Raw genomic sequence first — 14,935 nt, 5'->3', positions numbered from 1 at the left:
TGTTGGTGAGGGGGACCCCCGCATAACGATACTCACTCAAACAACACCGACCCATCATGCGTGGTCTCGCCGCCGACATAGGAATAGGCAAAGTCGCTGCCCGGCATGTGCGGGAAGCCCTGGAAGTTCAGTCCGTTGGCAAAGCGCTCCCGGCACATGGCAAAACTCTTGTCGCAGCCAACACTGAGCGTCACAGCGTCGCCGACCGCAGGCGCCGCCTCCAGCGGCAGCCACAGCCGCACCCTTGCGCTGCCTTCGTCCGTCGCCCCGCTGTCTTCGATCGCCACCGTTCGCCCGGCCAGTGCGCCGCCATCAAACCGCAGGCGGCCGAGGCGAAAATGTCCGGCGCCCAGGTCCGGCAGGCCCGCAATCAGCAGCCTGTCGGGCGTCTCCACCGCCGCGACCAGACCCGTTACGCGGCGGCCGGCAATTGCAAGATCGACACGGCAGCGGATGTCGCCGAGTTCGGCATCGCAGCGGCGGTTGTAGATCCGCCCCGTCGGCTGCTGCAGCCGATGGGCAAAGCTTCGAAGTTCCGCCGTGAAACCCGGCCCTGCCCGGCTGACCTCGCCGATCTCCTGCACCGCCAGCAGCACATGCTGATCCCGTGGCACCTGCCAGTTGACCATGAACAACTCGACACGGGCACCGTCATAGCGTCCGGCGGCGAGATCGGCTTCGCTAATCGACACGCTGGAAAACCCGCCTTCGACACCCGCTGCAGGCGCCTGCAATCCGCTCGCCGCCCGCGCCTCGGTCGCCGCAAAGCCGCTTGCCGCCTCGAATGTCGTGCCGGCAAAGTCCAGCGCATGGTCATGCTCGGTAAAGCCGAGCACCGCGCCGTCCTGTCGCGTCAGCCGCCAGGCGCGGCACAGCGTCGTTTCGCCTGAGGCGATATGGGCCTTCAAGGCCTCGGGCAGCGTTCTCATGGTGCGATCTCGATCAGCGGGATGGAGGGAATGCGGCCGGCGCGAAAGGCTTCGAGGTTGAGTTCGATGCGGTCGAGGTCGAAGCGCACCGGCACGTCAAACTCAAAACCGGCGCGGATGGCGACCCCCTCTGCCGGCACATGGCCCTCGGCAAAATGCACGATGCCGGTCGCCGTATCGACGGCAAAGGCGTCTGCCGCCACCGGCATGCCGCCGACCGCGACCCGCACGGTTGCCTCGACCGGCTTTTCGATCCGCCGCCGATGGCTCGCGGCAACATCGCCATAGGTCTTTGTCAGCTGAAAAACCGCCGTCTCGCCGTCACCGATCCCGATCGGCTGGTCGAGGCCGGTCACCGGATCCCCCGGCGCGCTCGAGGAAAAGTCGACCGGATCGCGAAAACGGAAGCCATGCAATGCGCCGCCGCGCGCCTCGAAGAATTCGAGCAGCACGTACAGATCGGCAACGGACCGTACGCCCGATCCTGCATCGTAGCGCCGCCGTGCATCGCGCCAGCGCCGGTTGCGCGCCTCGCGGCCGTTCGACAGGTTGACGATGTCGACCTTGCGTTCCGGCCCGCCGCTGACCGACAGCGACAGGCGCAGCGGAAAGCGCACCTCGTGGAAGCTCATGGTTCTCTCCGATTGATCAATGTCGGCCACAGCCATGGCGCCAGCGGCGACGCGGTTCTCGCCTATTCCTGCCTTACCGCCGACGTCATCGCCCGTAGCCGCTACGCCTTACGCCGATTGGCCTACAGGTTGCGCCGGCCGCGCCCGACGGAGCGGGCCAGCATTGCGGTGATCTGGCCCTCGCTGCGGGCAAAACTTGCCGCATCGGTCGCCGTCACGTTGAAATGGATCTGGGGCGCGCCACCGCTTGCGGATGCCACGCCGAGCGATCCGTCGGCGCCGCGCTTCAACGGCAGGATCGCCTCGGCCCCGGCTTCGCCCATCAGGCCGAAGCCGCCGGCCATCGGAAAATAGCTCGGCGCAGAGACCACGCCGCCATCGGCAAACGGCATGATGCGCCCCGGCAAGCCGCCGGCAGCAAAGGCCGTTGTGGAGGCCGCGCCGGCGGAAAGCCCGGATGCAAGACCCGAGGTCAGGCCAGAAGTCAGGGTCGACACCAGCCCCGACGCCGCTTGGCCCAGCAGGTTTTCCAGGGGCTTCAGCCCGGCGGACAGAGCAATATCGGAGAGCCGCAACCCGACTGTGCGCAACGTCTCCTCCAGCCCCTTGCCACCCGTTGTCGCCGTCTTCAGCGCCCCGGTCAGCGCACGCCCAAAACTGGCCGAGCGGTTTTCGAGGTCGTCGAGCACGGCCAGCGCCGCCGATCCGTCGAGATCGAGCGAAACGGCAAGCCGATCATCATCATCGGTCATCGGGTCTCTCCTGTGATTGTTTGCCGAATGCGCCGCATCGATAAGAGGCTACTACGAATGCCGGCAGCGCTCCCCACCTCCCCCTTGAGGGGGAGGTCGACGCGAAGCGGCGGGTGGGGGTGATCCCCCGTCCCGTCAACCGTGATTTTCCGCCCTGATGGCGTATCACCACAAGGAGAACCTCCAGCCAGCGGGTCACTGATCGGGAAACCGCTGCATCAACCCCGCCAGAACCGGCCGCGTCAGCGCACCGCCGCCCTCGCCGATCAACCCGGCCGCGGCGGCAAATTCGCGCATTGTCAGCGCCCAGAACACGCTTGGTTCAAGCCGCAGACGACCGAGCCCGACAGCCATCGCCATGTCCCATGGAAAGGGACGCGGCGCGCCTGTCGTCTCATCGCCTGCGGCCATCAAGGGGACCGACTTTTCTCCTGCGCCCCCGAGACATCGCCATCCGCAAACGTCACCGCCAGCAGGTCCCCGACCAGTCTTGCGGCTCCCGCCAGCCCGCCCTCGACCATCATGTCGGCGACATCGTCGTCGGACAGCCGGTTGCCGCCGCCACGCAGGCCGCAGGCCAGGATGCGGATCAGGTCGGCGCTTTTCAGCCGGTTGCCGGAAAAGCGCGTGCCGAGATCCGCCAGGCTTTCGGCGCAAAAGGCGGTTTCCAGCTCCGCCAGCGCGCCGAGCGTGAGGCACAGGATGCGCCGTTCACCATCGATCATCGCCTCGACCTCGCCGCGATGGCGATTGGCACGGTTTACCGTCACAGGGTCGCGCATCGCCACCTCACAACGCGGCAAAGGAGACGGCGCCGGCCGATTCCAGCGCCAGCTCGAAGGTCAGTTCGCCGTCGTGATTGCCGGCATATTCCAGCGCGGTCACCTGGAACGCTGCCGTTACCGTGCCGAAATCGGGGATCACGACCTGCCAGTTGAGGATCGAACCGGCAAAGAAACTCGCCCTGACCAAGGCGTCCGATGCCTGGTCCTTGAACAGCCCGGCCCCGGTCAGCGAGGCCCGCCGGACGCCAGCACCCGCCAGCAATTCGCGCCAGCGCCCGGCGCTCTCGGCATCGGTCACGTCGACCGTCTGCGCATTGAACGCCAGCCGCCGCGCCCGCAGCCCCGCCACCGTCACAAACCCCGTGCCCTCGTCAATCTTGAGCAGCAGGTCCTTGCCCTTCTGTGCCACCATGGCCACGATCCCTCTGTTTACAGAACTATTGGAATGTCTCACTGGACGAGATTTACCGCTGTCGCAGTGCGTGTTTTGCCCCTACAACCGCGCCATCCCTCCGGTTGTATCCCCCATCTGAGTCGCCATGAACATCTCCCGCACCGCCCTGATTGCCGCCCTGTCTGCCAGCCAGATCATCGGCTGGGGCACAAGCTATGACATGCCCGGCCTGCTCGGCCGCAAGATCGCCGCCGATCTCGGCATGGCCAATGAGGCGGCCTTTGCCGGCCTGACGGTGATGATGCTGGTGATGGCTGCCCTCGGGCCGCTGACCGGCCGGTTGATCCGCCAGCATGGCGCGGCGCGCACGCTGGCGCTCGGCTCGCTGCTGATGGCCTTCGGACTGTTCACGCTGGCGGCCGCGCAGGGGCTCGTTGTCTACGGCCTCGGCTGGCTGCTGCTCGGCCTCGGCGGCAGTTTCGGCCTCTCGGTGCCGGCCTTTGCCGCCGTCGTCGAGCGCGAAGGCCGCGGCGCCAAGCGCACGATCGGCATTCTGATGATCTTCACCGGCCTGTCGTCGGCGATCTGCTGGCCGCTGCTGGCGCTCGCCGAACAGGCGCTCGGCTGGCGCGGTGCGCTGGTCGCATCGGGCCTTGCGCAGCTGATCCTCTGCCTGCCGATCCATCTCGGCATCGGCCGGATCGCGATCGAGCGCTCCGATGCGGAGCGCGCCGCCGACAGCGTCGAGCCGCTGGCGCTCAGCCGGCGCATGGGCATCGCCGCCTTCCTGCTGATCGCCCTGTCGACCTCGCTGGTCAGCCTGATCACCTTCGGCCTGTCGCCGTCGCTCTTGCATATCCTCGAACTCTCGGGTGCCACGCCGCAGCTGGCGCTCGAACTCGGCGCACTGCGCGCGGTGTTCGGCATTTCCGCCCGCGCCGTCGATGTCGTCTTCGGCACGCGGTCGACGCCGCTGATCACAGGCCTGATCGGCACCGGCCTGCTGGTCTTGGCCACCCTGTCGCTGATCTTTTCAACCGGCGACACCACCGGCCTCTTCATCTTTACCGCGCTTTACGGTTTCGGCTCCGGCGTCTCGACGATCGCCCGCGCGCTTCTGCCGCTGAGCTTCTTTTCGGCAAGCCGCTTCGCCGCGCAATCGGCCCGCCTTGCCCTGCCGCAAAACCTCGCCAATGCGCTGGCCCCCGTGCTGATGACCGCAATCATCGACCGCTCCGGCGTCGATGCAGGCCTCTATCTGTGCACCGCCTTCGCCCTTGTCGCCCTGCTCAGCGTGGTGGCGCTTGCCATGATCGCGCGTCGGTCCGCAGCGACGGCCTGAGGAGCCGCCTGTCTCTGTACTACCATCGCGCGTCCGACTGATCTCTCCCCTTGTGGGGAAGACGCCCGGCAGGGCAAAGGGGGACCTCGGCTGGGTTCCGAACATTCAACCAGCCCCCGCTACTCCACCACCGCCCGCATCGTCACCTCCGCCACGAACAGCCCCGTCTTCGCCTCCCGCCGGCTGACAGTGCGGCGATGGACCATGTTGACCAACCGAAAACTTGCCAGTTCCGGCGGCAATCCCTGTGCCACCCGCCGCAGACCCTCCGCCACCTCTTCCGCCTCGCGCCGTCCGCGTTCGCTCCAGGCCTCCAGCGTCAGGATGATCTCGAAGCCGGTCTCGGTTCCCGTCGACCAGTCTCGCGCCTCGACATTGCCGATGCTGGCGGCTGGAAGGCGCGTCGCGCGCAACCTCCGGTCTGAGAACCCCTCCGCGCCGATTGATGCGGCCAGCGCCGCGTCGGCCACGACCGCCCTCTGCAGGGCGGCCAGCAGTTCATTTACCGGCGCGCTCATCATTGCCCTCCGCCATGTTTGCGATTGCGTCATGCTGTCCGGTTTCCACCGGCAATGGACGTTCGGGCTCCCGGCGCTCGAGGCGCATCGTCAAGGCCCGTCGCAGCAGACGCGCCAGAGCCGTTCCCGTTTCCTCAAGCGTCGTCATCCGACAAGCTCCCGGCAGCGGGCAAGCGCATAGCGCCCCGTCTCGTCGGGATCGCGCAAGGCGGCAATGACAAACAGTCGCGCGCCTTTGCGAAACCGCTGGCCGGGCGCCAGATCGGCCCTTGCCCGCAGCGTCACATGGTGCGTCACGCTCGAAACCGCGCCCGCCGCCCGCTCTTCCTCGGCAAAACTCACCGGCTCGATCAGCGCCCAGACGCTGGCGATCTCGACAAAGCCAATCTCGGTCCCGCCCTGGCCGTCACCGACGGGCTCCGGTCGCTCCAGCACCACCCGTGCCGTCAGCCGGCCGGGATCGAGATCCATAAGCGTCATTTTCAGAGCCTCCGCCGGCAATAGGGCGCAATCAGGCGGTCGTAGCCCGGCGGCACCACAGCCGGCTGGGCATCGGGCGCCACCACGCCGCGAAAGGCAAACATCGCCGCCACATGCAACAGCATGGCCCGCTTCAGCGTGTCGGGAACATCGGCACCGGTCGCGCCCAGGCCCGCCTCGAAATCCACCTCGATGCCGTTCAGCGCCTGGCCCGGCTGCGGCACGTCCCGCAACCAGAGCCGCGCCGGCCGCGCTTCGCCATCGAGCAGATGCCCGTCGAGCGACACCGCCTGCGGCGCGCCTTCGCCATCGTAGACGATCACCGACGTCACCGCCCTCACCGGCCCGTGCGCCAGCGGCAGGATACCGTCGTCCGGCCAGCGATCGAGGCACAGGCGCCAGCCCTGCGCGATCAGCGACAGACCCGTCTCGCGCTCCAGATGCTGGCGCGCCGCAGCGATTAGGCCGAGCAGCAGCGCGTCTTCATCCTCGCCATCAAGCCGCAGATGCGCCCGCGTCTCGACCAGCGTCAGCGGCTCCACCGCAGGCGGCGCCGTCCGGATATAGGTCATGGTTTTTTTCCTGTTGTATGGATTGGAAGATTGGAGCTGCGTCAGCGCCGCAGCCCGCTTCTCTCCTTGCGGGAGAAGAAGCAAAATCGAGGGCTTAGCCGAAGGCAAAACCTCAGATTTTGCAGATGAGGGGGACGATGACGTCTCCGCCTCAAGGGGGGAGATGAACCGACGCGTCGCGGCCACGCGCAATCGATCTGGTTGTCGTATCCGAGCTTTCGAAGGTTTCGTGGATGCACCGCCGCCGCCCCAACCGATCTCCCCCCGTGTGGGGGAGATGCCCGGCAGGGCAGAGGGGGGTAACCACGGCACCAGTCGGCTACCGGGCTACTGGGCTAACCCCACACTTACCCGGCGGCACCCCCCTGCCCCTCAAGCCGAAAACTTCACCAGCTTGATCGCCTCGAAGTTCTGCACCCCGCCGCCGACGCGCTTGGTGGTGTAGAACAGCACATAAGGCTTGGCCGAATAGGGATCGCGCAACACGCGCACCCCGACCCGGTCGACGACCAGATAGCCGGCGCGGAAATCGCCAAAGGCGATCGCGGTCGCGCCGGCGGCAATCGTCGGCATGTCTTCCGCCTCGGCGACCGGGAAACCGACCAGTGACGCCGTGTCGCCGACCCGTGCCGGCGGCTGCCAGAGATAGTTGCCGTCGGCATCCTTGAGCTTGCGGATCTCGCCTTGCGTCCTGCGGCTCATGACGAAGCTGCCGTTCTGACGATGCCCGGCCTTCAGCGCATAGATGACGTCCATCAGCACGTCCGAGGCGCCGCTGGCGGCAAAACCGCCGGCGACGCCGGTCGCCTTGTAGCCGATGCTGCCCCAGGTCCAGGCGCTGTCGGCGACCTGCGTATAGCTGAGGAAACCCTTCGGCTTGTTGATCCCGTCACCCGAGACGAAGGCGGTTCCTTCCTGCTCGGCAAAGGCGATGTCGACTTCCGCGGCGATCCACACCTCGATATCGACGGCGGCATCGTCGAGCAGCGCCTGGCTTGCGGCCGGCATGGCATAGAGTTCCATGGTCGGAAACGACAGTTCGGACAGTTCGGGCGTCGCCGTCTGCGGTCGGGCCGCTGTCTCCGCCACCCAGCCGGCGGCAAAGCCCGCGGCCGAAAACGGCTTCTTCAGCACCGAACCCGATACCTGGCGGACCGTCGCCAGCGCGCGGATCGGCGAAATCACGGCCAGCCGCCGACCGATCTCGCCGTCTGTTTCCGGCGGAACCAGATAACCGCCCTCGCCGGACACGCCGGCATTCAGCGCCTTCTGGTCGAGGTCACGCAGTGCCGCATCGTCGCCGCGGCGGATATAGGCCTCGAAAGCCGCCTTGTGCTCGGCATCGCCCCCACCATCATGGCCCCCATCGTGCCCGCTATCGCGGCTGCCGCGCGACAGCGGCGGCCTGAGCTTCTTCAACGCCAGTTCATCGAGCAGCCGGCCATGGTCGTCCATCGCCTTGTTGATCCGCTCGACCTTGTCGCGGGTCACGACATCGGCAGTCAGCTTGTGCTCGATCTCCGACAGCCGCTGGTCATTGCCTTCCTTGAAGGCCTCGAAGGCCTGCATGAAGTCCTCGAACGCCGCCGTCACCGTATCCGGCGCTGCCTTGACCTCGGGCGCCACCGGCGCCATTGCATCGCCTGCCTGTTGACCTGCCCGTCGACCTGTCCGCCGCGTCATCGCGCTATCCTCTATCCCCTGTTCGTTCATCGCGTCATCCTTTCGTGAAGAGTGTTCCTGCCATCGACCGTGCCGCCCGGCGCATCAGCCGGACGAGTTCGGTTTCCCTGTCGCGGTAGAACCGCTGATGCTTGACGTTGGAGACCCTGGCTGTCGGCAGCATGGGAAAGGTCACCACCGAGATTTCCCAGAGATCCGCCTCGAGGATGCGCCGCACGCCGGTCCTGCGATCATTGCGCGATTTCACCGCGCGAAAGCCGATCGACAGCCCGTCGAGCGCGCCCGCCTTCATCAGCGCATGCACCTCGCGGGCGCGGGCAACGTCAGTCGCCAGCCGGCCCTCGACATACAGGCCGCGCTCGTCCTCGCGCAGCGCCGTCCATGTGCCGATCACGTCGGCCGGATCATGCTGGTAGAGCATGCGCACGCCGCCCGCTCCGCGCTTGGCGAGCGAGGCCCTGAACGCGCCGGGCTCGATCGCATCGCGGCCGAGATCGACCTCGCCGAACAAGCTGGCATAGCCGGAAAACGTGCCGTCGCCGGCCACGCCCTTGAGCACCAGGTCGGCATATTTGAAACTCGGAGCTCCGGTTCCCTGACCTGCTCCTGCCCCCGCCCTTGATGGTCGCAGCATCTTGCTCTCCTCGTAGTCGTGATGATCTGTGTCGGGCGTCTCGGCGCCCAGAGCTTGTCGCCGGATTGAGAGACCAACCCCAGCCGCCACCCTCCCCTTGAAGGGGAGGGTCGGACAAAAGGTCCGGGGTGGGGTGACGGCCCAGCCCACCAACGCCCAGCCCCCCGAAGCCCAGCTCGCCAACGCCCAAAAAGGCCAGTGCCGCCCATCCGGCCGATCTCCCCCCCTTGTGGGGGAGATGCCCGGCAGGGCAGAGGGGGGTATCCCGGACCGCAAACGTGCCCCCCAAAAAACCACCCCTCACATCCCCGACTTCGGCCCCGCCCGCGTGGTCAGCCGGACCAGGAGTCCGAGCCCCCACCAGGCGGTGAACGAAGCGAGCGTCGCGCCGGCCAGCATGACCTCCGACGCCCGCAGATGCTGCGTCAGTCCCAGCCGCGTCGCGCACCAGACGCCTGCCGGTCCGCCGAAGATCAGCCCGCAGGCGACCCCGGTCGCGAGCCGCACCGCCGCCTCGCGGCGACCCTTGGGCAGGAGATAGATCAGCGAGATCGCGGAACCCGCGACAGCACCGATCAGCCGTGCCGAAAACACGCCGCCGTCGTGGCTGAAGTCAGTCATTTGTTCATCTTTCGCGATTAGTCTTTTACCCGCGCCGGCCTGAACGATCCCGCCTCTGTAGGCGTCGGCCGGCGCAACTTCCCCCTCGCAAGACCCGCGTCATCCGGCGGTTAGCGCTTCATGTCTCACATGAAGTGCGATCGTTTTCGCGAGTCGATGGAATCGCTTAGGCGCCAAAGCTCAGGTTTTGAGTCCGCGCCTCAATGTGGCGGATGAAGTGCTTGCGGTTCCGATTCAGGTTGAGGAAGCGGCGAACTCGAAGAAGCTCCCAGCCGACCATCATCATTCGGCCCAATCGCCATCGGGCGAGCCAGTAGGCTCCGCCCCAGTGCCACACACTTTCAACGCCCGTTGGTGGTGCATGTCGCTACAAAGCTTGCCCGGCTCCCGATGCGTTCATGCCATCTTTGCAGGTTGATGATCTTGCCCACGGCTTGTCTGGCTTCGGGCACCATCAGAAAATAGTCGAGCATCGGCGCGAGATAGAGGTCGGCAAGCGTCAGTCTGTCGCCACAGAGCCAGGGGCCGTCCGCGAGAAAATCCGACAGGACACCGAGGCATACCGGCATCTTGGCACGCGCTTCACCAACCCGTCGCGGATCGGGCATCTCGCCATCGGCCGGTTTCGAAACCAGCTCGACATACAGTCCCCAGACAAGGTGCCGATAGATGTAGGCGTCCGCAATGCTGATCAACTGGTTCATCCGGGCCCGCTGCCTCGGGTCTTCGGGTTGCAGCGCCGGTCCGGGAAATGCCTCGTCAACGTAGCGGGTGATGGCTCCGGTCTCGTACAGGCGGAAACCGTCATGGTCGAAGGACGGGATCTTGCCGAAGGGCTGCCTGTCGCCATAACTCGCCGGCACGCTGTCCGGTGCAAATATGTCGATCGGCACCAGTTCGTAGTTGACGCCCTTTTCATACAGGGTCAGACGCGCGATACGGACATAGACGCTGTCATCGGCGCCGAACAGAATGGCCTTGTTCATATGCTGCCCTTGTGAAGGAACCCAGACGGGCGAGGATAGCATCTGCAGCGCGCGCGACAACGCGCCACCGGCAAACGCTCCCGCACCCTCAATAGCCCACAGCCTCGCGCTTCTCGTCGTCGCTCAGGAACCCCGCCGCGCCCACCCGTGCCCAGAGCGCGTCGCGCTCGGTGGCCAGTCCCGCCACGGTGTCGAGATCCGGGGCCAACCGCAACGCCTCGCCCGTGAGGTCGCCGAGGAACACAGACAGGCTGGCGGCGATGCGCGCCACCAGCGGCAGCACGGTCAGCCGGTAGAAGGCGCGGTTGGCCTCCTGGTAATTGGCATAGGTATTGTCGCCCGGAATGCCGATCAGCATCGGCGGCACGCCGAAGGCGAGCGCGATGTCGCGAGCGGCATCATTCCTCGCCTCGACGAAATCCATGTCCTTCGGCGACAGCCCCATCGACTTCCAGTCGAGCCCGCCCTCGAGCAGCAACGGCCGGCCGGCGCGCATCGGGCCGGAATATCCCTCGTCGAGTTCAGTCTTCAGCCGCTCATACTGGTCGGACGACAGGTTGCCGCCCTCCTTCGGCTGGTAGACCAGCGCGCCCGACGGCCTCGCCGAATTGTCGAGCAGCGCCTTGTTCCAGCGGCCCGAGGCATTGTGCAGATCGAGCGCCACCTGGGCTGCCGCCAGCGGCGGATAGCCCTGGTGGTCGTCGAGCGGATGAAACAGTTTCAGATGCAGCAGCCCGCCCGCCGCGATCCGCCGTGCCGCGGCACCGGCGCGGTAGTCGTAGCCGACCGGCCAGCCATCGGCGCCAAGCACCACGCCTGTCCGGTCCGGTCGCAGCAGATGCAGTTCGGCGGCGCGCTGGGCAAGGCTCAGCGGCTCTACATAGGCATTGCCGGCAAGCAGCAGGTGGCCATAAAGCGTCTCGAAGAAATCCGGCCCGGTCATCGCCGCGTTGGGCCGCGCCAGAAGCGCCAGCGCCGGATGATCCGGCCGCTCGGTTGCACCCTGATAGGCAAGCCAGGGAATGCTGGCCGCCGCCTCGGATATCATCCGCACCGCACGATAGGCGACCGGGTTCTTCATGAAGCCCTCGCGCGACAGGGCGCCGTAGGAGCGCCCGGTCCAGCGCGCCTGCCCCTCGCCGGCAATCAGCGCCAAGGGACCCGTTAGGGCCTTTTCGTCCCGCACGGCCTTGCCTGCCGAAGACCAGGTCCACGGCATTCGAAATGGGATTTTCATCGGGTGTCTCCGTTGATCGTGGAGGAACGGTCGTTCTGCGCGAATGCGGCGTTTCGCCTGCGGTTAGGGTCGGGGATGCACACACAGCGACAGGGAGGTTACCCCCCTCTGCCGTGCCGGGCATCTCCCCCACACGGGGGGAGATCGATCTGCCGCACGGCTCTGCCCCAAATGTTCAGCAGTATCGCTCCAACATCACAAAGGCGGCGCGGCAAATATCAAAGGCACAATGCGTCGGGTATGTGGGTCGAGCACAAGGCTGGCGGCCGATCTCCCCCCGTGTGGGGGAGATGTCGGCGTAGCCGACAGAGGGGGGTGCCCCAAAGCGCCGTCCCGATCGCCTGAGCTAGATCGCCGCCGTCACCGCCGCGCCAACCTCGTAGTCCGCGGCATAACGCTCGTCGCGCAGCGGCTTCACCCGGTCGATGCTTTCCTGATAGAGCGGATGCGCCTTGTAGGCGGCCAGCGCCGCCGCATCGTCGAACTCGCCGTAGACGACCAGGTCGATGCCCTGATCGAACTGGTCGGTCTTCACATTGGTGCCGATTTCAAGCCTGTTTGCATGCGGAATGCCGGTCAGGATCGACAGCCCCGCGCGCACCGCATCCAGATTCTCCGGCCGGACGGTGAAGAAGACGATATGGCGGATCATGGACAGGCTCCCGGCAACAAACGAATGCTGCGGCGCGATAGCATGACCGCCTGCCCGGCTCAATGCCGGACCGCCGCGCCGGGCGCTGCTTCCGTTCGCCTGCCTGACCCAGGACCGGCGATCGGCGGTCGGTTTCGCGCACGCCCCAAGTCCTAGGCTCCAAAGTCTTAGGCCCCCAAGTCCTGGCCCCCCAAATCTCGGTCCCAAAGTCTCAGCCCCCCGCCCGTTTAGCCCCAGCACTCAGAGCCCTGCCCGGATCGCCGCGTCGAACAGCCGCGCGGTCGCCGCTACCTTGCCGGCTCGCTCCTGCCCGTTGATGATCCGGCGCGCACCGGTCCAGTCGGCCTTCTGGCCATCGAAATAGTCCTTCAGCCGGTGGCCGGTGAACGTGCCTTCGGTCATGCCGGCGAGCATGATCGTCACCGCGATATCGGTGCGCAGGGCGAGATCGGGGTCGGCCACCAGGTCGACGCCCGTCACCCGGCTCATGGCCGCGTAATTCGCCCGGTGCGTCAGCTGCACCAGCCCGCGGCCGAGCCAGCTCTTTCCGTCTGCATCGCGCCTCCAGTACGGCGTCGCCACCCAGGGCAGCCGGCCGCCGCGCCAGGCGCGTTCCAGGATGGCGATTGCTTCGTCGTCCGTTGCCGCCAGCGTCTCGCGCACCGGCTGCATCCTTGCCGCCGTCTCGTGATGGGCGGTGGCCAGCATATAGGCAAGGCAGCGCGGATCGCCCCAGCCGCGCCGCTCGAACCGGGTGAGAATCGCCTCCATGCCCGCCACCTGATCAGCCGTCAGCCGGCCGCCGAACACGGCAGCGCGGACGCCGGCAAAGAACGTCTTTCTGGCGATCGGCATGGCGATCCCTCACTTCTGGCGGGTGAAAAAATGGCGAAGGTCAAGGGCGCTGAGGTGGCTCTGAAAAAATCTGCGGATTTAAACCGATTGAAGAAAATTCAATCGTTTAAAGGGGCATCGGCCCATATTTACAAAGATTTAACACTGTGGAACCTTCGTCTCACAAGGACGTTTGAGGCACAGACTTCCAACGCGAGGAGGATACACATGCAGACGAATACCGCTTCCCAGACCAAGGCCACGGCCGTAGCAGCCACGTCAGCGGCGCCCATCCCGGCCCATGTGCTGGAACGCCTGGAAAACGAGTGGCGCCAGATGCGCGCAAGTTCGTCCCAGCCATCATCCGCTTCGAAATAAGCGATCCACCGCCCAGATTTCAAACCGGCGTCGAAAGGCGCCGGTTTTGTTTTGCCCAGTCTTTTGTCCGGGCCGTCTTTTGTCCGGGCCGTCTTTGTTCTGGGCCAGTCCTGTCCGGGCCTATCTCGTCCGGGCCAGCCTCATCAGGGCCAGTCTCCAATTCAACGTCAGACCCGTGCTTCCGCTCAGATCCCCCGGATGCGCGGCTCGCCGCCGGCCTCGAGCAAAAGCGCCGTCAGCGCCCAGACCAGCGCGTCGAGCCGGTCGGGCGAACGGCCGCTGCTCAGGCCGTCCGGGCCGAAATCGCACATCTGGTCCTCCAGCGCCGAGAACCGCGCGGCATGCACGACCCGGCCCTGCTCGTAGAGTGCGGCCACCGGTTCGGCGCGCAGGAACTTGCCGCGCGTCGCCCGCACCGTCGTAATCGGCAGCGATGCCTCGATGCCGGTCAGGACGCTTGCCACCATGTCGCCGCCCTGGTTGATCTCGGCCACCACCCGGTCGGCCTCGAACCGGCGAAACGCCGCGACCACGGCGCGGGCCCAGACCGCCGGACTGGCGCCTTCGACCGAAACATCGGCGAGCACCACTGCCTGGCCGTTCTCCTTCAGCCCGGCGACCACGATGCCGCAGCAGGATGATGTGCCGCCGGCCGGCGGATCGACCGCCACGACGATGCGGCGCAAGGGTTCGGTCACCCTGACGACGATGTCGTCCAGCCGCTCGCGTTTCCACAAGGCGTCCGGCCGGTCCTCGATCAGTTCACCGTCCAGTTCCTGGCGCCCGAGCCGCGTGCCGCCATAGCGGGCGTCAAGCGTCGCGATGAAACCCGGTGCCAGATTGCCGGCATTGCCCGCCGTCGATATCCGCGTCAACGCCGTGGTTGCGTCCGTGATCAGCCGCTTCAAGAGCGACACGGCGCGCGGCGTCGTCGTCACCACCTGGCGCGGCCGCTCGCCCAGCCTGAGGGCAAACTGCAGCATGTCGAACGTCGCGTCCGCATGTTTCCATTTGGCCAGCTCGTCGCACCAGGCGAGATGAAACTGCGGTCCGCGCAGGCTTTCGGGATCTTCGGAGGAAAAGATCTGGGCCATCGCGCCATTCGGCCAGACCAGCCGCCTGCGGCTGATCTCGACCTCCGGCACCATCGGCCCGGCAAGGCGCGCAAGGCCGGAAGCCCCGTCGATCATCACTTCCCGGGCATCGCCCAGCGTCTCGGCGACCAGCGCGATGCGCAGGTCCGTGCGCCGCCCGGCGGCCAATACCTGCGCCTGCACCCATTCGGCCCCGGCCCGCGTCTTGCCCGAGCCGCGACCGCCGAGGATCAGCCAGGTCAGCCAGTCGCCGTCCGGCGGCTGCTGCTCGGCCCGGCCGACCAGCGACCAGTCGCGCAGCAGAAAGGCCAGCGCCGAAGGTTCAAGGTCTGAAAGCGTGCCGGAAAGGTCCATCCCCACCAGGTCGGAAACCATGCGACCCGGCACCGAAGCAGCGCCGAGCGCATCAACC

At 66.5% G+C, this 14,935-nt stretch carries 20 protein-coding genes; 2 read left to right on the top strand and 18 right to left on the bottom strand.

Annotated features, from left to right (window positions below):
- Positions 1-32 precede the first annotated feature (32 nt).
- The 6 genes from IM739_RS08895 to IM739_RS08870 all read right to left on the bottom strand — a co-directional run bounded on the left by IM739_RS08895 (position 33) and on the right by IM739_RS08870 (position 3,510).
- Complete coding sequence (locus IM739_RS08895) at positions 33-929, bottom strand: DUF2163 domain-containing protein (protein WP_237370803.1); 897 nt, start codon at positions 927-929, stop codon at positions 33-35.
- Complete coding sequence (locus IM739_RS08890) at positions 926-1,561, bottom strand: DUF2460 domain-containing protein (RefSeq protein ID WP_237370802.1); 636 nt, start codon at positions 1,559-1,561, stop codon at positions 926-928. The genes IM739_RS08895 and IM739_RS08890 overlap by 4 nt, the downstream gene beginning before the upstream one ends.
- Positions 1,562-1,683: 122 nt before the next feature.
- Positions 1,684-2,313, bottom strand: a complete 630-nt coding sequence (locus tag IM739_RS08885; protein ID WP_237370801.1) for a phage tail tape measure protein — start codon at positions 2,311-2,313, stop codon at positions 1,684-1,686.
- Positions 2,314-2,508: 195 nt separating this feature from the next.
- Positions 2,509-2,724, bottom strand: a complete 216-nt coding sequence (locus IM739_RS08880) for a phage tail assembly chaperone (RefSeq protein WP_237370800.1) — start codon at positions 2,722-2,724, stop codon at positions 2,509-2,511.
- A complete protein-coding gene (locus tag IM739_RS08875) occupies positions 2,724-3,095 on the bottom strand; it encodes a gene transfer agent family protein (protein ID WP_237370799.1) in 372 nt (123 codons plus the stop codon). Before IM739_RS08875 ends, IM739_RS08880 begins: the two co-directional genes overlap by 1 nt.
- A gap of 7 nt (positions 3,096-3,102) precedes the next feature.
- Positions 3,103-3,510, bottom strand: coding sequence for a phage major tail protein, TP901-1 family (locus IM739_RS08870; protein WP_237370798.1), 408 nt, complete (start codon positions 3,508-3,510; stop codon positions 3,103-3,105).
- Between the two features lie 127 nt (positions 3,511-3,637).
- Between IM739_RS08870 and IM739_RS08865 the strand changes: the two genes are divergently transcribed.
- The gene (locus tag IM739_RS08865; RefSeq protein WP_237370797.1) at positions 3,638-4,834 is read left to right on the top strand and encodes an MFS transporter; all 1,197 of its coding nucleotides are present in this window, start codon (positions 3,638-3,640) and stop codon (positions 4,832-4,834) included.
- Between the two features lie 119 nt (positions 4,835-4,953).
- On the opposite strand, the gene IM739_RS08860 is transcribed toward IM739_RS08865, so the two are convergent.
- The 11 genes from IM739_RS08860 to IM739_RS08810 form a co-directional block, all read right to left on the bottom strand.
- A complete protein-coding gene (locus IM739_RS08860) occupies positions 4,954-5,352 on the bottom strand; it encodes a DUF3168 domain-containing protein (protein ID WP_237370796.1) in 399 nt (132 codons plus the stop codon).
- Positions 5,333-5,500, bottom strand: a complete 168-nt coding sequence (locus IM739_RS08855; protein ID WP_237370795.1) for a hypothetical protein — start codon at positions 5,498-5,500, stop codon at positions 5,333-5,335. The genes IM739_RS08860 and IM739_RS08855 overlap by 20 nt, the downstream gene beginning before the upstream one ends.
- Positions 5,497-5,832, bottom strand: coding sequence for a phage head closure protein (locus IM739_RS08850; RefSeq protein ID WP_237370794.1), 336 nt, complete (start codon positions 5,830-5,832; stop codon positions 5,497-5,499). The genes IM739_RS08855 and IM739_RS08850 overlap by 4 nt, the downstream gene beginning before the upstream one ends.
- Before the next feature lie 2 nt (positions 5,833-5,834).
- The gene (locus IM739_RS08845; protein ID WP_237370793.1) at positions 5,835-6,404 is read right to left on the bottom strand and encodes a head-tail connector protein; all 570 of its coding nucleotides are present in this window, start codon (positions 6,402-6,404) and stop codon (positions 5,835-5,837) included.
- 372 nt (positions 6,405-6,776) lie between these two features.
- Complete coding sequence (locus tag IM739_RS08840) at positions 6,777-8,087, bottom strand: phage major capsid protein (protein WP_237371020.1); 1,311 nt, start codon at positions 8,085-8,087, stop codon at positions 6,777-6,779.
- Positions 8,088-8,121: 34 nt separating this feature from the next.
- Positions 8,122-8,721 carry an HK97 family phage prohead protease gene (locus IM739_RS08835; protein ID WP_237370792.1) on the bottom strand — a complete coding sequence of 200 codons (600 nt, stop codon included), beginning with the start codon at positions 8,719-8,721 and terminating at the stop codon, positions 8,122-8,124.
- 300 nt (positions 8,722-9,021) lie between these two features.
- On the bottom strand, positions 9,022-9,342 hold the full coding sequence (locus tag IM739_RS08830) for a DUF6107 family protein (RefSeq protein ID WP_237370791.1): 321 nt from the start codon (positions 9,340-9,342) through the stop codon (positions 9,022-9,024).
- 341 nt (positions 9,343-9,683) lie between these two features.
- Complete coding sequence (locus tag IM739_RS08825; protein WP_237370790.1) at positions 9,684-10,328, bottom strand: glutathione S-transferase family protein; 645 nt, start codon at positions 10,326-10,328, stop codon at positions 9,684-9,686.
- Between the two features lie 88 nt (positions 10,329-10,416).
- Positions 10,417-11,565, bottom strand: coding sequence for a phage portal protein (locus IM739_RS08820; RefSeq protein ID WP_237370789.1), 1,149 nt, complete (start codon positions 11,563-11,565; stop codon positions 10,417-10,419).
- 346 nt (positions 11,566-11,911) lie between these two features.
- Entirely contained in the window at positions 11,912-12,217 is a 306-nt protein-coding gene (locus IM739_RS08815) for a Dabb family protein (protein WP_237370788.1), read from the bottom strand.
- 240 nt (positions 12,218-12,457) lie between these two features.
- Positions 12,458-13,072, bottom strand: a complete 615-nt coding sequence (locus IM739_RS08810) for a glycoside hydrolase family 19 protein (RefSeq protein ID WP_237370787.1) — start codon at positions 13,070-13,072, stop codon at positions 12,458-12,460.
- Positions 13,073-13,279: 207 nt separating this feature from the next.
- On the opposite strand from IM739_RS08810, the gene IM739_RS08805 reads away from it, so the two are divergent.
- Entirely contained in the window at positions 13,280-13,429 is a 150-nt protein-coding gene (locus IM739_RS08805; protein WP_237370786.1) for a hypothetical protein, read from the top strand.
- A 185-nt stretch (positions 13,430-13,614) separates the two neighbouring features.
- Here the strand turns inward: IM739_RS08805 and IM739_RS08800 are convergent, their stop codons facing one another.
- Positions 13,615-14,877 carry a DNA-packaging protein gene (locus IM739_RS08800; protein ID WP_237371019.1) on the bottom strand — a complete coding sequence of 421 codons (1,263 nt, stop codon included), beginning with the start codon at positions 14,875-14,877 and terminating at the stop codon, positions 13,615-13,617.
- Positions 14,878-14,935: the final 58 nt, after the last annotated feature.

It is taken from the genome of Rhizobium sp. SL42, from assembly GCF_021729845.1.
GTDB lineage: Bacteria > Pseudomonadota > Alphaproteobacteria > Rhizobiales > Rhizobiaceae > Allorhizobium.
Note: the sequence above shows the minus strand (reverse complement) of the source record. Positions and strands in the feature narration are given on the sequence as shown.